The organism is Pseudomonas sp. Z2-11 (genome assembly GCF_054161305.1).
Map to the genome: position 1 here is coordinate 852,157 of NZ_CP096395.1, position 20,786 is coordinate 872,942.

Consider the following 20,786-nt stretch of genomic DNA (forward strand, 5'->3'; position numbering starts at 1 on the left):
CCGAGGTCGAGCGCCAGGCCGGTCAGGTGCAAGCCGTGTCTGCCCAGAGCAACCAGGCCGTGGCCGGGCAGCGCAGCCAGATCGAGCTGGTCGCCACGGCGATGAACCAGATGTCGGCCACCGCCCAGGAAGTCGCCAGCAGTGCCGCCGCGGCGGTCAGCAGCGCCCATAGCGTGAACGATGAAACCCTCAGCGGGCGCGGCCTGGTTGAGTCACAGCAAAGCAGCATCGCCCGGCTGGCCAGTGAAATCGATCAGTCGGTGCAAGTGATCAATCAACTGGCCACCGACAGCCAGGCCATCAGCCGTGTACTGGACGTGATCAAGAGCATCGCCGAGCAGACCAACCTGCTGGCGCTCAATGCCGCGATCGAAGCGGCCCGGGCCGGCGAGCAGGGGCGTGGGTTCGCGGTGGTGGCCGATGAGGTCCGTACCCTCGCCAAGCGAACCCAGCAATCGACCGAGGAAATCGAAGCGATGATCAGCCGGCTGCACAGCGGCGTGGGCGCCGCCGTCAAGGCCATGGGCAGCAGTCATGAGATGGCCAGCGGCACCGTCGGCCAATCGGAAAGGGTTCAGCAGGCCCTGGAAAATATCCTCGGCGCCGTTGGCATGATCGTCGACCAGAACCAGCAGATCGCCGCTGCCGCAGAGCAACAGACGGCGGTTGCCCATGACATCGACCAGAACATCGTCGAGATCAACCGCGCCGGCGAGCGCACCGCCGAGGGCGCGCACCAGACCGAAGACGCCAGCCGCGAGCTGTCCGCGCAGGTGGTGCAGCTCAAGCAATTAATCAATGCGTTTCGGGTTTGATTCCTGTGTCCACACAGTTCCAATGTGGGAGCGAGCCTGCTCGCGAAAGCGGCATATCACTCGCAGACAGGGTGTCTGGTACACCGCATTCGCGAGCAGGCTCGCTCCCACAGGTTGTCACCAATTGAACAGTTGGCGGGCGTTGGCCGTGCTGGCCTCGGCCAGTCGCTCCGGACTGATCCCCATGATCTGCGCCAACGCCGCGCAAATCGCCGGCAAATGCGCCGGGCTGTTGCGCTGGCCGGGGAACATCGCCGGGGCCATGTCCGGTGAATCGGTCTCCAGCACCACCGCGTCCAGCGGCAGTTTTGGCAGCACCCGGTGCATGCGCAAAGCCTGCGGCCATGTCGCAGCGCCGCCGAGGCCGAGCTTGTAACCGAGCCTGATGTATTCGCGGGCCTCTTCGAAGCTGCCGGCGAAGGCGTGGATGATGCCGGTGCGGGCGGGGCGGATACGCTTCAGGGTCGCGATCACCGCGGCGTGGCTGCGGCGCACATGGATCAGTGCCGGCAGTTCGAACTCCACGGCCAGGCCCAGTTGTGCCTCGAACAATGCCTGCTGGCGATCACGGTCCAGGGTCTCGATGTAATAGTCCAGGCCGATTTCCCCCACCGCACACAACTGCCGATGCCCGGCCAGGCGGGCCAGCCAGTCACGCAATTGCTGAATATCTTCGCCACGATGCTGGTCGAGGTACACCGGGTGCAGGCCCAGCGCGGCGTGCAGGTCGGGGTCGCTTTGCACGAAGTCCCAGACCCGTTGCCAGTTGTCCCGAGATACCCCCAGCAAGACCATTTGCCGAACGCCCAGGGCGCGGCTTTCGGCCAGCAGCGCCGAGCGATCCGCGTCGAAATCCGGGAAGTCCAGGTGGGTGTGGGTGTCGATCAGCTCCATGGTTCGATCCGGGAAAATCTTCAGCCTTGGTGGATACGCTGTTTGAACGTGCGGGCAATCGCCTGGACACCAGGCTGGTAGTCATCGTTCTCGATGGCTGCCAGCGCCAGTTCCAGCGCCTTGGCGGCGATCAGTTGATGCTGTTGGGACATGGCATTGACCGGCAGCGGCAGGAAATCCAGCAGTTGCGTGTCACCAAACGTGCCCAGGCGCAACGGCCGCGACTTGAGCGGAAAATCATGCAGGGCGTCGAACACGCCTTGCAGCAGTACATAGGACGTAGTGATCAGCGCATCGGGCAAATGCCCCAGGCGCGCGAGCATCTCGTCCATCAGTTGGCGACCGCATTCACGGCTGAACGACTCGCCGTGTTCGATCAACACCTGGCCGTCGAACCCGGCCAGCGCCTCGCGAAACCCCGCGGCCCGCTCCTGGCTGATGCTCAGTTCGGGACGGGCACTGATCAGCGCGATCTGCCGCGGGTGGGTGTCCAGCAGGCTGCGGGTCAGTTGCAGGCTGGCCTGGCGGTCATCGCTGATCACCGAGCAGAAGTGCGCCGGTTCCATCACCCGGTCGATGGCGATGATCGGAATACCCTTGGCCTGGAGCTGACGGTAACTGTCGTCCTCGGCCGGCAGGCAACTGGCGACGATCAGCGCATCGCAGCGCCGGGCGCGGAACAGTTGCAGCAATTGGCGCTCGCTGTCAGGCGCGTCGTCGGAACTGGCTATTAACAGTTGATAGCCCCGGGCGCGGGCGCCTTGCTCCAGGAGTTTGGCAATACGGGCATAGCTGGGGTTTTCCAGGTCCGGCAGGATGAAACCCAACGTCCGCGTGTGCCGGCTGCGCAGCCCGGCGGCCTGGGGGTTAGGCGTGAAGCCATGTTCTTCGACCACCGCCCGCACCCGTTCGACGGTCGCGTTGCTGATGCGTTGCTGTTCGGCCTTGCCGTTGATGACGTAGCTGGCGGTGGTGACGGACACACCGGCAAGCTGGGCGATATCACTGAGTTTCAACCCGGTTTTCCTTGTTTTTTCGAGTGTGCCGCGACATTGAAGGCCCATCCTACCCGATTCGGCACGATGGTCACCCCCGAGGCGCTTTCGACAAGTTGCACTTCAAGGATGAGAGATTATCGAGTAACGTGCCAATCTTTCTAGATTAAACGTTTCAGCAGGCGTATTTTCAGGCTCTTGGGATTTTTCTGGCCGCACTGCCGCGATACCGCCGGAAGCTGTCCCACACGCTAAGCTGATTCATTCAAAACAATACCTGGCGCCCACCGGACGCCAAAAAGGAGAAAGCATGCTCGAGCTCACTCTAGAGCAGATATCCATGGCCCAGGTGGCTGTGGATAAAGACGCCGCGCTGCAATTGCTCGCCGACAAACTGGTGGCCGATGGCCTGGTCGCCGAAGGTTACCTCGCCGGTTTACAGGCCCGCGAGGCCCAGGGCTCGACATTTCTTGGCCAAGGTATTGCCATTCCCCACGGTACCCCGCAGACCCGCGACCTGGTGTATGCCACCGGCGTGCGCCTGCTGCAATTCCCGGACGGCGTGGATTGGGGCGATGGCCAGATCGTCTACCTGGCGATTGGCATCGCGGCCAAATCCGACGAGCACCTGCGCCTGTTGCAACTGCTGACCCGCGCCCTCGGCGAGACGGACCTGGGCCAGGCCCTGCGCCGCGCCGGGTCTGCCGAGGCGCTGTTGAAACTGCTGCAAGGCGCGCCGCAGGAACTGGCGCTGGATGCGCAGATGATCGGCCTCGGCGTGTCGGCCGACGATTTCGAAGAACTGGTGTGGCGCGGCGCTCGTCTGTTGCGCCAGGCCGACTGCGTGAGCAACGGCTTCGCCGGTGTGTTGCAGCAGGTCGAGGCGCTGCCGTTGGGCGACGGCCTGTGGTGGCTGCACAGTGAACAGACCGTCAAGCGCCCTGGCCTGGCTTTCGTCACGCCGGACAAGCCCATCCGCTACCTCGGCCAGCCCCTGAGCGGACTGTTCTGCCTGGCCAGCCTCGGCGAGGCCCATCAGGCCTTGCTGGAAAGACTCTGCGCGCTGCTGATCGAAGGTCGCGGCCACGAACTGGGCCGCGCCACCAGCAGTCGCAAGGTCCTCGAAGTGCTGGGCGGCGAGCTGCCCGCCGACTGGCCCAGCGCCCGTATCGGCCTGGCCAATGCCCATGGCCTGCATGCGCGCCCGGCGAAAATTCTCGCGCAGTTGGCGAAAAACTTCGAAGGCGAGATCCGCGTGCGCATCGTCGACGGCCAGGACAGCGCCGTGTCGGCCAAGAGCCTGAGCAAACTGTTGAGCCTGGGCGCCCGTCGCGGCCAGGTCCTGGAGTTCATCGCCGAGCCGAGCATTGCCGCCGATGCGCTGCCGGCCTTGCTGGCCGCCGTCGAAGAGGGGCTCGGCGAAGAGGTCGAACCGCTGCCGCCACCGAGCGCGCCACGGGAAACCACCATCGCCGAAGTCGCCAGCGTGATGCTCGCGCCCGAATCCGGCAGCCTGCTCCAGGCGGTCGCCGCCGCACCGGGCATCGCCATCGGCCCGGCGCATATTCAAGTGCTGCAAGACATCGACTATCCGTTGCGCGGCGAGTCACCGGCCATCGAGCGCGAGCGCCTGCAAAAGGCGTTGAGCCAGGTGCGCCGCGACATCGAAGGCTTGATCGAGCGCGCGAAGGCCAAGGCCATCCGCGAAATTTTCATCACTCACCAGGAAATGCTCGACGACCCGGAGCTGACCGACGAGGTCGACACCCGCTTGAAGCTGGGCGAGAGCGCGCAAGCGGCGTGGATGGGCGTGATCGAAGCCGCCGCGAAAGAACAGGAAGCCCTGCAGGATGCCTTGCTTGCCGAACGTGCCGCCGACTTGCGGGACGTCGGCCGGCGGGTGCTGGCGCAGCTGTGTGGCGTGGAAACGCCGGCAGAGCCAGATCAACCGTACATTCTGGTGATGGACGAAGTCGGCCCCTCCGACGTGGCCCGCCTGGATCCGGCTCGGGTGGCGGGGATTCTTACCGCCCGGGGCGGCGCCACCGCCCACAGCGCGATTGTTGCCCGGGCCCTGGGCATTCCCGCCCTGGTCGGCGCCGGGGCGGCGGTATTGCTGCTGGCGCCGGGCACCTCCTTGCTGCTGGACGGCCAGCGCGGTCGGCTGCATGTCGACCCGGACGCCGCCACACTGCAACGCGCCGCCGAAGAACGCGACACCCGCGAGCAGCGCCTCAAGGCCGCCGCCGAGCAGCGTCACCAACCGGCGCAGACCCGCGACGGTCACGCCGTGGAAGTGTTCGCCAACATCGGCGAAAGCGCCGGCGTCACCAGCGCGGTGGAGCAGGGCGCGGAAGGCATCGGCCTGCTGCGCACCGAATTGATTTTCATGGCTCACAACGAGGCCCCGGACGAAGCGACCCAGGAAGCCGAATACCGCAAGGTGCTCGATGGCCTGGCCGGTCGGCCGCTGGTGGTGCGCACCCTTGATGTGGGCGGCGACAAACCGCTGCCGTACTGGCCGATCGCGAAGGAAGAAAACCCCTTCCTCGGGGTGCGCGGCATCCGCCTGACCTTGCAGCGTCCGCAGGTGATGGAAGCGCAGTTGCGCGCCTTGTTGCGCTCGGCGGACAACCGTCCGCTGCGGATCATGTTCCCCATGGTTGGCAGCGTCGACGAGTGGCGCCAGGCCCGCGACATGACCGAGCGCCTGCGCCGGGAAATTCCGGTGGCGGACCTGCAACTGGGGATCATGATCGAAGTGCCGTCCGCCGCGTTGCTGGCGCCGGTGCTCGCCAAGGAGGTCGACTTCTTCAGCGTCGGCACCAATGACCTGACCCAATACACCCTGGCGATCGACCGGGGCCACCCGACTCTGTCGGCCCAGGCCGACGGCCTGCATCCAGCGGTATTGCAGCTGATCGACATCACCGTGCGCGCGGCCCATGCCCATGGCAAATGGGTCGGCGTGTGCGGCGAGCTGGCGGCCGATCCGCTGGCGGTGCCGGTGCTGGTGGGCCTGGGCGTCGACGAATTGAGCGTTTCGGCCCGCAGCATCGCCGAGGTCAAGGCGCGGGTTCGCGAATTGAGCCTGGCGCAAGTACAAACCCTGGCCCAAGAGGCCTTGGCCGTGGGCAGCGCCGACGACGTGCGCGCATTAGTGGAGGCGCTGTAATGGCGAAGATTCTTACCCTGACCCTCAACCCGGCGCTCGACCTCACGGTGGAGTTGGCGCGCCTGGAACCGGGCCAGGTCAACCGCAGCGATGCCATGCACGCCCACGCCGCCGGTAAAGGCGTGAACGTGGCCCAGGTGTTGGCCGATCTCGGCCACACGCTGACGGTCAGTGGATTTCTCGGCGAGGACAACGCCCAGGTGTTCGAGACGTTGTTCGCCCAGCGTGGCTTCGTCGACGCGTTTATCCGCGTTCCGGGCGAAACCCGCAGCAACATCAAGCTGGCCGAGCAGGACGGCCGCATCACCGATCTCAACGGCCCGGGCCCAATGGTCGACGAAGCCGCTCAGCAGGCGTTGCTGGCGCGCCTTGAGCAAATCGCCCCAGGCCATGATGTGGTGGTCGTGGCCGGCAGCTTGCCCCGTGGCGTCAGTGCGCAATGGCTGCGGGCGCTGATCACGCGCCTGAAACAACTTGGCTTGAACGTGGCCCTCGACACCAGCGGCGAAGCCTTGCGCGTCGCCCTGGCGGCGGGGCCGTGGCTGATCAAGCCGAACACCGAAGAGCTGGCCGATGCGCTGGGCTGCGCCGTGGTCAGCGAATTGGCCCAGGCGCAAGCGGCGCAGCGCCTGCATGCCGAGGGTATCGAGCACGTGGTGATTTCCCATGGCGCCGACGGCGTGAACTGGTTCAGCGTCGGTTCGGCGCTGCATGCTTCGCCGCCCAAGGTGACGGTTGCGAGTACCGTGGGTGCCGGTGATTCGCTGTTGGCCGGCATGCTGCACGGCTTGCTCGGTGCGCACACGCCGGAGCAGACCCTGCGCAGCGCCACGGCCATCGCCGCCATGGCGGTCACGCAGATCGGTTTTGGCATCCACGACACCGCGTTGCTGGCGTCGCTTGAACAGGGCGTGCGCGTGCGCCCCCTGACAGAACAATAAGAGGGTTCGCAAGATGAAATTAGCCATTGTGACGGCCTGCCCGAACGGCATGGTCACCAGTGTGTTGTGCGCCCGTCTGCTGGACGCGGCGGCCCAGCGCCAGGGCTGGAGCACCAGCGTTGAAGTGCATGACCCGGCGCACCCCGAGCGCCAGTTGTCGGCCGCCACGCTTGAGGCGGCCGAGTGGGTGCTGCTGGTTGCCAGCGGCCCGGTGGACCTGTCGCGATTTGTCGGCAAGCGGGTATTTCGCAGCACCCCGGCCCAGGCCCTGCAAGACGTTGATACGGTGCTGCGGCGTGGCGCCGAAGAAGCCGAGGTAATGGCCGAGGCCGACGTGCTCGCCGAAGCACCACAGGCCTCCACCGAGCGCGCCCCGCGCCTGGTGGCCATCACCGCGTGCCCGACCGGCGTTGCCCACACCTTCATGGCCGCCGAAGCCTTGCAGCAGGCAGCGGCGCGTTTGGGCTACGACTTGCAGATCGAAACCCAGGGCTCGGTGGGCGCGCGTAATCCGCTGAGTCCCGAAGCGATTGCCGAGGCCGACGTGGTGCTGCTGGCGACCGACATTGAAGTCGCCACCGAGCGTTTCGCCGGCAAGAAAATCTACCGCTGCGGCACCGGCATCGCGTTGAAGCAGGCCGAAGCCACGCTGAACAAGGCTTTGGCCGAAGGTCGGCAGGAAAGCGTCGCCAGCGACAATTCCGGCGGTCCGGCGAAAGCGGAAAAAAGCGGCGTCTACAAACACTTGCTGACCGGTGTTTCGTTCATGCTGCCGATGGTGGTGGCGGGTGGCTTGATGATCGCCTTGTCGTTCGTGTTCGGCATCGAGGCCTTCAAGGAGCCTGGCACCCTGGCGGCGGCACTGATGCAGATCGGCGGCGATACCGCATTCAAATTGATGGTGCCGCTGCTGGCGGGCTACATCGCTTATTCCATCGCCGACCGGCCGGGCCTGGCGCCAGGCATGATCGGCGGGATGCTGGCGAGCACCTTGGGCGCCGGGTTCATCGGCGGGATCATCGCGGGCTTTCTAGCCGGCTATGCTGCCAAGGCGATCAACCGCTACGCGCGGCTGCCCCAGAGCCTGGAAGCGCTCAAGCCGATCCTGATCATTCCGCTGTTGGCGAGCCTGTTCACCGGCCTGGTGATGATCTACATCGTCGGCAAACCAGTGGCGGGCATGCTCGAAGGCCTGACGCATTTCCTCGACAGCATGGGCACCACCAATGCGCTGCTGCTGGGCGTGCTGCTGGGGGCGATGATGTGCGTCGACCTCGGTGGGCCGATCAACAAGGCCGCCTATGCGTTTTCGGTGGGGCTGCTGGCTTCGCAGAGTTATGCACCCATGGCCGCGACCATGGCCGCCGGCATGGTCCCGCCGATTGGCCTGGGCATCGCTACGTTCATCGCCCGGCGCAAATTCGCCAAGACCGAGCGCGAGGCCGGTAAAGCGGCATTGGTGCTGGGGCTGTGCTTCATTTCCGAAGGCGCGATTCCGTTCGCGGCCAAGGATCCGCTGCGGGTGATCCCGTCAAGTGTTGCCGGTGGTGCGCTGACCGGTGCGCTGTCGATGTATTTCGGCTGCAAACTCATGGCCCCTCACGGCGGCCTGTTCGTGATGCTGATCCCCAACGCCATCAATCATGCGCTGCTGTACCTGCTGGCAATCGTCGCGGGCAGCCTGCTGACGGCGGTGACCTATGCGCTGCTCAAGCGGCCTGAGGCGGTGGAGATGGCGCTGGAGCCGGCGAAGGCCTGACCTTTTGTGATTTCCCCTGGTGGGAGCGAGCCTGCTCGCGAAGACGGTGTGTCAGTTGGCAAATTTGTTGCCTGACACACTGCTTTCGCGAGCAGGCTCGCTCCCACAAGGGTTATTGATGTTCATGAATCACCTGTCACACCCACTTCACACAGCCATGCTTAAGTTTTCCCATTTCAAGGGGGAACACCATGAGCGAATTCGACCTGGGCCGTCGCCGTGTAATGCAAGCCGTTGGTGCCGGTTTGTTGCTGCCGGGTCTGGCGCCGGTGGTGATTGCTTCGGTCAAGGACCGGCCGGTGCTGACCGAAGGCGTGCAATCGGGCGACTTGCAGGGCGACCGGGCGATGATCTGGAGTCGCAGCGACCGTCCGGCGCGGATGGTGGTGGAGTGGGACACCCGCAGCCAGTTCTCCAACCCTCGGCGCTTTGTCTCGGCGCTGGCCGACAGCCGCAGCGATTTCACCGCCCGGGTCGAACTCACCGGCCTGCCGCCCGACCAGGCGATTTTCTACCGCGTGCATTTCGAAGACGCCCGCAGCGGTGTCGCCAGCGAGCCCTGGCTCGGCCATTTGCGCAGCGTGCCGCAGTTCAAGCGCAACATCCGGTTTGTCTGGAGCGGCGATACCGTCGGCCAGGGCTTCGGCATCAACCCGGACATTGGCGGCATGCGCATCTACGAAGCCATGCGCCTGCGCCTGCCGGACTTTTTTATCCACAGCGGCGACACCATCTACGCCGACGGCCCGGTGCCGGCGCAGGTCACCACCGAGGGCGGGCGCATCTGGCGCAACCTGACCACCGAAGCCAAGAGCAAGGTTGCCGAGACCCTGGACGAATATCGCGGCAACTACCGCTACAACCTGATGGATGAAAACGTTCGTCGTTTCAATGCCGAGGTGCCGCAGATCTGGCAATGGGACGACCACGAGGTGGTCAACAACTGGTCGCCGGGCAAGCAACTGGACGAGCGCTACCAGACCAAGAATATCCACAGCCTGGTAAGCCGTGCGCGACAGGCCTGGCTGGAATATGCGCCGATGCGCCTGCAGAAGGCCGACCATGGTGGCAGGATCTATCGCAAGCTCGGCTACGGACCGATGCTCGATGTGTTCGTGCTGGACATGCGCAGCTACCGCGAAGCCAATGACGCCAACCTCGGCGCGGCGAAACCGTTCCTGGGGCGTGAGCAACTGAACTGGCTCAAGCGCGAACTGAAGCAATCCCGGGCGCAGTGGAAAGTCATCGCCGCCGACATGCCCATTGGCCTCGGCGTACCCGACGGCGAAGTCAGCCCCGGTGTGCCGCGCTGGGAAGCGGTCGCCAACGGTGACCCGGGCGAGGCCCAGGGGCGTGAAGTGGAAATTGCCGAACTGCTCGGTTATCTGCGCAAGCATCAGGTGCGCAACTACGTCTGGCTGACTGCCGATGTGCACTATTGCGCCGCCCACCATTACCATCCTGAACAGGCCGCGTTCCAGGACTTCGAACCGTTCTGGGAGTTTGTCGCCGGGCCGCTGAATGCCGGCAGCTTCGGGCCCAATGCACTGGACAAGACCTTCGGTCCCGAAGTGGTATTCCAGAAAGCGCCCCCTGCGCAGAACACCTCGCCGTTTGCCGGTTATCAGTTCTTTGGCGAGGTGAACATCGACGGGCAGAGCGGGGAGATGAGCGTGGTGTTGCGCGATCTTGAAGGCGTGGCGGTGTTCGAGAAGAAGTTGCAGCCGGTTTGAATCCAAGGCTCACCACAAAACCAATGTGGGAGCGAGCCTGCTCGCGAAAACGGTGTGTCAGGCAACACAAGTGCAAACTGACACACCGCCTTCGCGAGCAGGCTCGCTCCCACAGGGTTGATGTCGGGTGGCCAGGATTAGTAAACATCCCGCCGATACCGACCCTGCTCGATTAGCTTTTCCACTTCCTCGCGGCCCAGCACCAGATTGAGCGCGTGGTCCACGCCTGACGCCATCCCCTGCAAGCTGCCGCAGACATAGATCACCGCACCGTCGGACAACCATTGCTTGAGCAACGCGGCCGATTCCAGCAGGCGGTCCTGGACGTAGATTTTCTTTTCCTGATCCCGGGAGAACGCCAGGTCCAGGCGTTCCAGGTCGCCGGAGGTCACCCATTCCTGCAGTTCGTCGCGGCAATGGAAATCATGCTCGCGGTTGCGCTCGCCAAACAGCAGCCAGTTACGCTGCATGCCCTGGGCAACACGGGCCTTGAGCAAACTGCGCAAGCCGGCCAGGCCGGTGCCGTTACCCAGCAGAATCATCGGCACGCCCTGGGGCGGCAGATGGAAACTGCTGTTGCGACGGACGCGCAGGCTGATGGGGCTGCCCAGCGGCGCATGCTCGGTCAGCCAGCCGGAACCGATGCCCAGGCTGCCATCGGCGTGACGTTCCTGGCGTACGATCAGTTCCAGTACACCGTCGGCGGGGATCGAGGCGATGGAATATTCACGCATTCCCAGCGGTGCCAACGCCTCCACCAGCGCCTGGGCGTGCAGACCCACCAGGTGGGCGCGGTTTTCCGGCAGTTGACGCGTGGCGAGGGCTTGTTCGAGCGTCTGCTGCAAGCCATCGACCTGCACCCGAGCGATACCGGCGATACCCAGGCCATCGAGGAAGTGTTCGATAGCCCACGGGTCATTGCGCGGCAGGATTTCCACCAGGTCACCGGCCAGCCAGCTGCTCGGGCCGGGGGCGCTGAGGCCGAGCAGGTACACGCCCGAACCGCTGCTGTCGGGGTTGAGCAGGGTGCGTTGGCTCAAGGTCCAGTGTTCAAAGCTCGGCGCTTGCCACGCATCCGCCGGAGGCTGGCCGGTCAGCTCGGCCAGTTGCTGTTGCCAGTGCCGCAAGGCGTACGGGTCGCCGCTGTCCACTTCCACCGGCGCGAACAGCGTCTTGCCGCCGTGCTCCGCCAGCCAGGCGTGCAGGCGGCGGGCGAAACCGCAGAAATTGTCATATTGCCGGTCACCGAGGCCGAGGACCGAGTACTGCAGGCGTTCCAGGCTCATGGCCCGGCTGAGCACCTTGCGCTCGAAACCGCGAGCGCTGTCCGGTCCTTCACCGTCGCCAAAGGTGCTGACGACAAACAGCGCGCGGGTGGCGCTGTTCAAATCCTTTTCGCTGACGCCGGCCAACGGCTGGACCTTCACCGGTAGCCCGGCGGCCTGGAGCTGGCCGGCGGTCTGCCAGGCCAGTTGCTCGGCAAAACCGCTCTGGCTGGCAAAGCCGATCAGCCACGCCGGGGCATCGCCAGGGTTGCCGGCAAGCGCTTGGCGAGCCTGGCGGACCTGACGTTTTTTGCGTCGGCGGTCCAGGTAGAGCAGCCAGCCGGTGATGAAAAACAGCGGCATGGCCAATGCGGCGGCGGTCACCAGGATCCGCCCGACCAGGCCGAAGTAACTGCCGACATGCAGGGCATAGATGCTGGTGAGCAATTGCGCCTTGAGGCTCTTGTCGGTGTAGCGGCTGTGACGGCTGATGACGCCGGTGCTCGGGTCGAGCATGAGTTGGTTCAGGGCGCGGTCATGGGGGGCGTCCTTGAGCAGGTAGAACACCGTCGCCGGTTGCCCGGCCACCGGTGGCATGCGCACGTTGTAGGCGGACAGGCCGGGGCCGGCGGCGCTGTAGATGCTGCTCCACATGGCCCGGTAATCGGCGATCGGCGCCGGGCCGCTCGGTGCCGGGCCACGGCTGCGCACGCGCTCATCCTTGGGCGAATCGGAAAGCAGGCGGGTCAGGCCTTTGTTGTACCACTCATAGGACCAGGTCAGCCCGGTCAGGGCGGCCAAAAGATAGAACAGCAGGCACCAGGTGCCCGCGACGGAGTGCAGGTCCCAATTGAAGCTGCGGCCCTTTTTCGCCCAGTCGAGGGTCAGCCAGGCGCGCCAGTTTTTCCACTGGCGTGGCCAGCGCAGGTAGAGGCCGGACAAGCAGAAGAACACCAGGATCAGCGTGCAGGCGCCGGTAATCTGCCGGCCCACGTCGTCCAGGGTCAGGACGCGGTGCAGCCTGAGCATCAGGCCGAAGAAATCCTGGCCCACCACATCGCCGAGAAACTGCGCGTTGTAGGGGTTGAAGTAGCGCATCGGCCCGCGTTTCTCTCCCGGCGGGGCGGTGAAGATCGCCCGCGCGGCGTTGCCACTGTCGGTCTCGACCCAGAGCATGGCGACGGTCTTGCCGGAGGCGGCTTCGATCTGTTCCACCAGTTCGGCGGGCGGCAGGACGCCGGCCGGTTGTTTTTCAACCGTCAGCACCTCGGGGTTCAATGCCCGCAGGATCTCGTCCTGGAAAGACACCACCGCACCGGTAACGCCCATCAATGCCAGGACCAGCCCGGCACTGATGCCGAAAAACCAGTGCAACTGGAACAGGGTTTTCTTCAACACGTCGCCCGCCTTGTTCATTCAATACTGTTTGTCACGGCGTGCATTATGCCGTGTGTTATCGAGAAGCATTCATAAACACACATAAAAGCCCCATTCATTTGCATGAACGGGGCTTTGCCCGGTGCCGGTCAGTAATGGGCGGTGGTTAGATCCTGTGGGAGCGAGCCTGCTCGCGAAGACGTCGTGTCAGTCACGCATTTATCAACTGACACTCCGCTTTCGCGAGCAGGCTCGCTCCCACAGGTTCATTGCCTGGCCATCGGCGTCGGGTTCTTTCCACCGGTCAGAAGTGGAAATTGGTACTCAACAACGCCGTGCGCCCGGCCGCCTGGTTGGCGAAGTGGGTCGAGAATGCCTTGTCGTAGTAAGTCTCGTCGGTCAGGTTCTGCACGTTGAGTTGCAGGTCCAGGTGCTTGCTGACCTTGTAGCTGGCCATGGCGTCATAACGCACATAAGAGTCGACCATGGTGGTGTTCGCCACGCTGCCGAACACATCATCCACATAGAAGGCCCCGCCACCGATGGTCAGCTTTGGCGTGAGTGCGTAGGTGGTCCAGACGCTGGCGCTGTTTTTCGGCGTGTTCGGCAATTCGTTGCCATCGCTGGTGCTCATTGGCCCGCCATCGACCTGCTCACTGTCCAGGTAGCTGTAGCCGGCGAACACCTGCCATTTCTCGGTGAGCTTGCCGCTGGCCGACAGCTCCAGGCCGTCGACGCGAGTCTTGCCGGCGTTTTCATAGTTCGTGGTGTCGACCTGCACCCGGGCGTTTTCCTTCTCGGTGCGGAAAATCGCCGCGGTCAGCGAAAGCCGGCTGTCGAGCAAGTCCCACTTGGTGCCGATCTCGTAGTTCTTGGTGGTTTCCGGCTCCATGTCACTGGCGAGCAGGTTGCCACTGCGGTCTGGCGTCCCACCGAGCGGATTGCCCTCGATGCCTTCGCCAACCATGCTGCCGGGCGGCGTGGCCGAGGTCGCGTAGGACGCATAGATGCTGCCGTTGTCGGCTGGTTTCCAGATCAGGCCGAACTGGCCGGTGACGAACTCGCTGGTGTCGTCACCCTTGGACGTGGTGGTACCGGCGGCGTCGTAAGTCTTGTATTTCGTGTCGAAGTGGTCGTAGCGCAAGCCCATGTTCACCAGCCACTGCGGTGACAGTTCCAGCGTGTCGAACACGTAGAGCGCGCGGGTGACGCTGGTGGTGTCGGTGCCGGCGTAATTGCGCGAAATCGCGCCGTTCCAGGGATCGTTCGGGTTCGGGTTGGACAGCGACGTGCAGTTGTAGCCGCTCGGTGCGCCGACCAGCGATGGCGCGCAGTTGGTGTTCGCGGCGGTGGTGCCCGGTACGGTGTCGGTGTTGACGTTGTACGAAGTCTTCTCGCCGGTCTCGCGGCTCAGCTCGATGCCGGTGGAGAAACTGTTCTTGAAGCCGGCCACATAAAAATCACCGAACAGATCAGTCTGGTTGGTGGTGGTGTCGACGTTGCTGACGCGGCTGTTGACGCGCCGCCAGACCGTACCGTTGTTGACGTTGCCCTTGCTGTCGTCGGGTTGGGTGAGAATGTAGTCCTGCATGCTGGAGCCGTGGCGCAGGGTGTTCTTGACGGTCAGTGCATCGCTCAGGTCATGCTCGATGGCGATGGTCGCGGTGTCGACGCGGGTCTTGCGGAAGTCGCGGTCGGTGAGGCCATAGAAGTTGCTGCTGTCGCCGCCGGCATCGGGCTTGTCCGGGTTGGCTTTGGTGCGATCGGCGGTGCGGCCCGAGGCGGGAACGCTGTAGGGAATGCCCGAATCCGGCAGATCGTTGCTTTCCAGGTGGTAGTAGTCGAGGTTGATCCGGGTGTCGGTGCCCAGGCCGAACGCCAGCGACGGCGCGACGCCCCAGCGATCGTAGTTGACCTGGTCACGACCGGCGACGTTGCTTTCGTGGCTCATCAGGTTGAGCCGGCCGGCGGCGCTGTCGCTGAACTGGTAATTGCCGTCGAGGGTGTAGCGCTGGGTCTGGTCCGAACCCCAGGTGAAGCCGCCGTCGAATGAGTCGCCCAAGTGGGCTTTCTTGCTCACCAGATTGATGGTGCCGCCAGCGGCGCCGCGGCCGCCGATGGCCGAGTTCGGGCCCTTGCTGACCTCGATGGACTCCACCGCAAAGATCTCCCGGCTTTGCGAACCGGTATCACGCACGTTATCCAGGTAGGTGTCGCCCTGGGCATCGAAGCCACGGATGAATGGACGGTCGCCCTGGGGGTTGCCGCCTTCACCGGCACCAAAGGTGATGCCCGGCACGGTACGCAGGGCGTCCTGCATGTTAAGGGCGCCGGTGTCCTTGAGCACCTGCTGGGGAATGACCGTCACCGAGCGCGGCGTGTCGACCAGCGGCGCGGTGTATTTCGAGGACGAGGCTTTTTCGACCTGGTAGGACGTCATGTCCTGGGCCTCGCCCGTAATGCTGGTAGCGTCCAGGGAAATGGCATTGCGCGGGGCTTTTTCGTCGATCTTTTCCGCCGCTTGGGCCATCTGTGCGATTGACGTCGCACCGAGGGCGACGCCGATGGCGGAGGCCAGCAGACGAGGTGAATTAACCGGTAATTGTGATTGTTGACGCGACATGAACAGTGCCTTCCCCAAGGTTGAGGCGGCGGAATATAGGGTAAACACTTTTATGTATCAATTGCGAAACATTGCTATTTGGGAGGAATTTACATTCTTTACATTTTGCCTTTACGGTTTCTGCCCAATGGCGCGTTGGCGGGGGTTGTACACAGTCAATAAGAATCACTACCATTGGCGCCCCGCGTTATCCACAGGTCTTGAATGCCATGTTGCTGCACATTCCCGGTGTGTTTTCTCCTGAAGAAGTGCAGCGTATCCGCGAGGCCCTGGAGCAGGCCGAATGGGCAGATGGCAAGGTCACGGCCGGTTATCAATCGGCCAAAGCCAAGCACAACCTGCAACTGCCCGAGGGGCATCCCCTGGCCAAGGAAATCGGCGCGGCCATGCTGGATCGGTTGTGGAAAAACCCCTTGTTCATGTCGGCGGCGCTTCCACACAAAGTCTTCCCGCCGCTGGTGAACTGCTACACCGCCGGCGGCAGTTTCGATTTCCATATCGACAATGCCGTACGCCAGCCCAAGGGCAGTGCCGAGCGGGTGCGCACCGACCTGTCGGCCACGCTGTTCTTCAGCGACCCGGAGGACTACGACGGCGGCGAGCTGGAAATCCAGGACACCTACGGCACCCAACGGGTCAAATTGCCGGCCGGGGACATGGTGTTGTATCCGGGCACCAGCCTGCACAAGGTCAACGCGGTTACCCGTGGCGCACGCTATGCCTCGTTCTTCTGGACCCAGAGCCTGGTGCGCGAAGACAGCCAGCGCGCGCTGCTGTTCGAGATGGACGGTGCGATCCGGGAACTGACCCGGGACGTGCCCGAGCATCCGTCGTTGATTCGCCTGACCGGCACCTACCACAACCTGTTGCGTCGCTGGGTCGAGGTGTAGGTGGCGGATTTTCGTCTGCGCCGCGAGGAAGTGCTCGACGGCGAGGCCCTCAAGGCCATGCTCGAGGACAGCCCGGCGCGGGCGGCCCAGGCGATTCTGATCGCAGCGGGCGAAGGGCTGCTTGAGGCCCAGGCGCTGCTCGGGCAGATCCTGCTCGACGGGCGCGGTATCGAACAGGACAAAACCCTGGCCCGGCGCTGGTTCGAGATCGCCGCCCAACGCGGGCACCTGATGGCGCGCAACATGTTGGGGCGTTGCCATGAGCATGGCTGGGGTTGTGTCGCCGATCCTTCGGTCGCGGCCGGACATTATCGCCAGGCAGCCGAGGCAGGACTGGATTGGGCGATGTACAACCTGGCCAACCTGCTGGCGACTGGGCGCGGCGTTTCTGAGAATCAGCCGCAGGCATTGGTCCTTTATCGGCGCGCGGCCGAGCTGGGGCACGCCAAATCAATGAATCTGTTGGGGCGGTATCTGGAAGAGGGGCGTTTCTGCCCGGCGGACCCGGTGGCGGCGGCCCGGTGGTATCGACGTTCGGCCGAAGGCGGGGATTTTCGGGGGCAGTTCAGCCATGGCTGCGTATTGATTGCCGATGCCCGTATCGAAGAGGGCTTGGTGTGGTTGCGCCGGGCGTTGGCCGGAGGGAATCTGAATTTTCTTCGTGTCGCCGTGCAAACCTTGCAGACGGCGCGGCTGACTGCGTTGTCTTCACTGATCGAGGCCTATCAGGCGCGAATCCAGCAGATGCAAAAAAGCCCGTGAGCAAGTCACGGGCTTTTGGGTCAGGCAAGCGCGTTTTTACACGTAGAACGATTTCAGCGGCGGAAAGCCATTGAACTCCACAGCGCTGTAGCTGGTGGTGTAGGCACCGGTCGACAGCCAGTACAAACGATCGCCAATCGCCAGGTTCAGCGGCAAACCGTATTTGTAGTTTTCGTACATGATGTCGGCGCTGTCGCAGGTCGGGCCGGCGATGACAACTTCTTCCATCTCGCCTTTCTTCTCGGTCCAGATCGGGAACTTGATGGCCTCGTCCATGGTTTCGATCAGGCCGGAGAATTTGCCCACGTCGGTGTACACCCAACGCTCGACGGCGGTACGCGACTTGCGCGCCACCAGCACCACTTCGCTGACCAGGATGCCGGCGTTGGCGATCAACGAACGGCCCGGCTCGAGGATGATTTCCGGCAGTTCGTCGCCGAAGTCTTCCTTGAGGAAGCGGATGATTTCCTCGGCGTAGGTTTCCAGGCTGTTGGTGCGGGTGATGTAGTTGGCCGGGAAGCCACCGCCCATGTTGATCAGCTTCAAGACGATGCCGTCTTCTTCTTTCAGACGCTCGAAGATCACCTTGACCTTGGCGATGGCCGCGTCCCAGACGCTGATGTCGCGCTGTTGCGAGCCGACGTGGAACGAGATGCCGTAAGGCACCAGGCCCAGGTCGCGGGCGAGGATCAGCAGGTCCATGGCCATGTCGGTCTGGCAACCGAACTTGCGCGACAGGGGCCAGTCAGCCGTGGTCGAACCTTCGGTGAGGATGCGCACATAGACTTTCGAACCCGGCGCGGCCTTGGCGATATTGCGCAGGTCGGCTTCGGAGTCGGTGGCGTAGAGGCGCACGCCCTTCTCGTAGAAGTAGCGGATGTCCTTGGATTTCTTGATGGTGTTGCCGTAGCTGATCTGGTCCGGGCCGACGCCACGGCTCATCACCTTGTCCAGCTCATAGATCGAGGCGATGTCGAAGTTCGAGCCTTTATCCTTGAGCAGGTCGATGATTTCCACCGCCGGGTTGGCCTTGACGGCGTAGTAGACCTTGGCAAATTCGAAACCGGCGCGCAGGTCGTCATAGGCCTTCGAGATCATCGCGGTGTCGATCACCACGAACGGGGTTTCCTGCTTGTCGGCGAACGCCTTCATTTTCTGAAAGGTTTCGCGCGCGAAATAATCTTCGACCTGGATCGACATACTTGGGACTCCTACTGGCAAACATCAGGATCAATGGGTTTGAGGGCAGCAACCCCCGCGAACGTCCTCCGTATCCCCACTTTGGTTCGCCTACTTCCCAAGGCATGTCGCCGAAAGCAAAAAGGCCACGGGATGCGTGATTCCCTTGGCCTTGCTGTCTCGTCGTCAGTACTTGAGCCGGATGGATCGTTTCCAGCATGGACGTTCGGCGCGAACTTTAGGGCGTGAGGGGCCTGAGATCAACTAAAAATGTCGCGTTTTTGCACGTCTCCGTCGTGCAGTGCGCGACAGCTCATGATGTAACCGACCGGTGTGACAGGTTGATGTTCCCTCGGATCGGTTTTCAACCTTGCGCAATGTGCCTTTTGATTTTGTGGCGAGGGGATTTATCCCCGCTGGGCTGCGCAGCAGCCCCATCCGGTTGATTCGCCCTATCTGAATAAGCGTGGTCCCAGAGTCTGGGTCTGCTTCGCAGCCCAACGGGGATAAATCCCCTCGCCACAAATTGCCCCCTCACTACAAAGGAATTGTGCTTCACCGATGGTCAGGTAGACGCGGTCTCGGCCGGCGAGACGATACTGGTCTTGCCGCCACGGGACTTGCCGGAGCTCAGGTATTCGGCAATCGATTCCTGGGTCACTTCCCCAAGAAAGACCCGCTCGGCATCCATCACCGGCAGCCACGAACGGTTGAACTCATACATGCGCGACAACAGGATCCGCAGATGTTCGTCGTAGGCCGCGGTGGCGTTGAATTCCCGCAGGAACTGCCCGCAGGTGCCGGTCTGGCGGTACAGGTCGCGCCGGCGCACATACCCCAGCGCCTTGTTCTCGGCGCAGGTGACCACCACGTAGCGACGGTCGTGTTCGTCCATCAACTCCAGCGCCTCGGCCACCGGCGTCTCGGGGCTGACCGACGGGGCGTTGTCGGCGGCGTCTTCGGCCTTGACCAGCAACAGGCGCTTGAGCGTGCTGTCCTGGCCGACGAAATTGCTGACGAATTCATCGGCCGGGTGGGCGAGGAGCGTGTCCGGGTGATCGCACTGGACCAGCTTGCCGGCGCGGAAGATCGCGATCTTGTCGCCCAGCTTGATGGCTTCGTCGATGTCGTGGCTGACCATGATCACGGTTTTGTTCAGCGCCCGTTGCATCTCGAAGAACTCGTTCTGGATCATCTCGCGGTTGATCGGGTCGACCGCGCCGAAAGGTTCGTCCATCAGCAGCAACGGCGCATCGGCGGCCAGGGCGCGGATCACGCCGATCCGCTGCTGCTGGCCGCCCGACAGTTCACGGGGGTAGCGATGCAGGTACTGCTTGGGTTCGAGCTTGATCATGCTCATCAACTCGCGGGCGCGGTCGTGGCATTTCTGCTTGTCCCAGCCGAGCAGGCGCGGCACCACGGTGATGTTCTCCTCGATGGTCATGTTCGGGAACAGGCCGATCTGCTGGATCACGTAGCCGATGTTGCGGCGTAGGGTTACCTCGTCGAGGCCGGTGGTGTCTTCGCCGTTGATCAAGACCTTGCCCGAGGTCGGCGGGATCAAGCGGTTGATCATCTTCAGCGTGGTGCTTTTGCCACAGCCCGACGGCCCGAGGAACACGCAGATCTCGCCTTCGTTGACGGTCAGGTTCACCGAGTCCACGGCTTTTACATCCTTGCCGTTGCTCTTGAAGGTTTTGCTGAGGTTTTGAAGTTCGATCATTTTAATAGTCCTTTCGGGGTCAGCGAGCGTTGCAGCCATTGCAGAAGCAGGTCGGCGAAGATGGCCAGGAGGCTGACCAGCACGGCGCCGACGATCAGCATCGACATGTCGCTGCGGCTGATGGAAGCGAGTATGAGCACGCCCAGGCCACCGGCGCCGATGGTGGCGGCGATGGTCATGACGCCGATGTTCATGACCACGGCGGTGCGTACGCCGGCGAGGATCACCGGCACGGCAATCGGCAGTTCGACCATGCGCAGGCGCTGGCCGAAGGTCATGCCGATGCCGCGGGCGGCTTCACGAATGCCCGGTTCGACGCCGGTCAAGGCCAGGTACGTGTTGCGCATGATCGGCAGCAGCGAATAAAGGAACACTGCGGTGATCGCCGGCATCGGACCCAGGCCCTGGCCGAACTTGGAATAGAACGGCAGCAGCAGGCCGAACAGGGCAATCGACGGAATGGTCAACAGTACCGTGGCGCTGGCTTGCAACGGGCCGGCGAGCGCCGGGAAGCGGGTCATGAAAATGCCCAGCGGCACGCCGACGATTATCGCCAGGGTCACGGCGATGCCCACCAGGGTGATGTGCTGCCAGGTCAGGTGCAGCACCAGCGGCCAGTCCAGATGGGAAAAGGCGTCAAGAAAATCCATGGCTT

General features: G+C 63.5%; 14 protein-coding genes. 7 read left to right on the forward strand and 7 right to left on the reverse strand.

Translation table 11 applies throughout. The features are described 5' to 3' along the window. Positions 1 to 110: 110 nt before the first annotated feature. Complete coding sequence (locus tag M1E16_RS03690; protein WP_434674501.1) at positions 111 to 815, forward strand: methyl-accepting chemotaxis protein; 705 nt, start codon at positions 111 to 113, stop codon at positions 813 to 815. Between the two features lie 117 nt (positions 816 to 932). Here M1E16_RS03690 and M1E16_RS03695 read toward each other — a convergent pair whose 3' ends face one another. Together M1E16_RS03695 and cra are read right to left on the reverse strand one after the other, a co-directional pair. Continuing rightward, positions 933 to 1,709 carry a TatD family hydrolase gene (locus M1E16_RS03695; RefSeq protein ID WP_458129234.1) on the reverse strand — a complete coding sequence of 259 codons (777 nt, stop codon included), beginning with the start codon at positions 1,707 to 1,709 and terminating at the stop codon, positions 933 to 935. Positions 1,710 to 1,729: 20 nt separating this feature from the next. Then, the gene (gene cra / locus M1E16_RS03700; RefSeq protein ID WP_305496884.1) at positions 1,730 to 2,725 is read right to left on the reverse strand and encodes a catabolite repressor/activator; all 996 of its coding nucleotides are present in this window, start codon (positions 2,723 to 2,725) and stop codon (positions 1,730 to 1,732) included. 289 nt (positions 2,726 to 3,014) lie between these two features. On the opposite strand from cra, the gene ptsP reads away from it, so the two are divergent. The 4 genes from ptsP (at position 3,015) to M1E16_RS03720 (ending at position 10,312) form a co-directional block, all read left to right on the forward strand. Then, positions 3,015 to 5,879: a phosphoenolpyruvate--protein phosphotransferase gene (ptsP, locus tag M1E16_RS03705; RefSeq protein ID WP_434626157.1), complete on the forward strand. Its 2,865-nt coding sequence runs from the start codon at positions 3,015 to 3,017 to the stop codon at positions 5,877 to 5,879. Then, entirely contained in the window at positions 5,879 to 6,820 is a 942-nt protein-coding gene (pfkB, locus tag M1E16_RS03710) for a 1-phosphofructokinase (RefSeq protein ID WP_434695892.1), read from the forward strand. The genes ptsP and pfkB overlap by 1 nt, the downstream gene beginning before the upstream one ends. A gap of 13 nt (positions 6,821 to 6,833) precedes the next feature. After that, a complete protein-coding gene (locus tag M1E16_RS03715; protein WP_458129235.1) occupies positions 6,834 to 8,579 on the forward strand; it encodes a PTS fructose-like transporter subunit IIB in 1,746 nt (581 codons plus the stop codon). A gap of 191 nt (positions 8,580 to 8,770) precedes the next feature. After that, positions 8,771 to 10,312, forward strand: coding sequence for an alkaline phosphatase D family protein (locus tag M1E16_RS03720; protein WP_458129236.1), 1,542 nt, complete (start codon positions 8,771 to 8,773; stop codon positions 10,310 to 10,312). Between the two features lie 137 nt (positions 10,313 to 10,449). Here M1E16_RS03720 and M1E16_RS03725 read toward each other — a convergent pair whose 3' ends face one another. Continuing rightward, positions 10,450 to 12,975, reverse strand: a complete 2,526-nt coding sequence (locus M1E16_RS03725; protein ID WP_458129237.1) for a PepSY domain-containing protein — start codon at positions 12,973 to 12,975, stop codon at positions 10,450 to 10,452. A gap of 283 nt (positions 12,976 to 13,258) precedes the next feature. Continuing rightward, positions 13,259 to 15,577, reverse strand: a complete 2,319-nt coding sequence (locus M1E16_RS03730) for a TonB-dependent receptor (RefSeq protein ID WP_458129238.1) — start codon at positions 15,575 to 15,577, stop codon at positions 13,259 to 13,261. Between the two features lie 209 nt (positions 15,578 to 15,786). On the opposite strand from M1E16_RS03730, the gene M1E16_RS03735 reads away from it, so the two are divergent. Further along, positions 15,787 to 16,467, forward strand: coding sequence for a Fe2+-dependent dioxygenase (locus tag M1E16_RS03735; protein ID WP_434569842.1), 681 nt, complete (start codon positions 15,787 to 15,789; stop codon positions 16,465 to 16,467). Then, positions 16,468 to 17,229 (forward strand): tetratricopeptide repeat protein, encoded by a 762-nt coding sequence (locus M1E16_RS03740; protein WP_458129239.1) that lies wholly within the window; start codon positions 16,468 to 16,470, stop codon positions 17,227 to 17,229. A gap of 36 nt (positions 17,230 to 17,265) precedes the next feature. On the opposite strand, the gene M1E16_RS03745 is transcribed toward M1E16_RS03740, so the two are convergent. The 3 genes from M1E16_RS03745 to M1E16_RS03755 all read right to left on the reverse strand — a co-directional run bounded on the left by M1E16_RS03745 (position 17,266) and on the right by M1E16_RS03755 (position 20,781). Beyond that, positions 17,266 to 18,429: a type III PLP-dependent enzyme gene (locus tag M1E16_RS03745; protein WP_434569840.1), complete on the reverse strand. Its 1,164-nt coding sequence runs from the start codon at positions 18,427 to 18,429 to the stop codon at positions 17,266 to 17,268. Between the two features lie 544 nt (positions 18,430 to 18,973). Further along, on the reverse strand, positions 18,974 to 20,131 hold the full coding sequence (locus M1E16_RS03750; protein ID WP_305496869.1) for an osmoprotectant ABC transporter ATP-binding protein OsmV: 1,158 nt from the start codon (positions 20,129 to 20,131) through the stop codon (positions 18,974 to 18,976). Then, on the reverse strand, positions 20,128 to 20,781 hold the full coding sequence (locus M1E16_RS03755; protein WP_305496867.1) for an ABC transporter permease: 654 nt from the start codon (positions 20,779 to 20,781) through the stop codon (positions 20,128 to 20,130). The genes M1E16_RS03750 and M1E16_RS03755 overlap by 4 nt, the downstream gene beginning before the upstream one ends. Between the last annotated feature and the right edge of the window lie 5 nt (positions 20,782 to 20,786).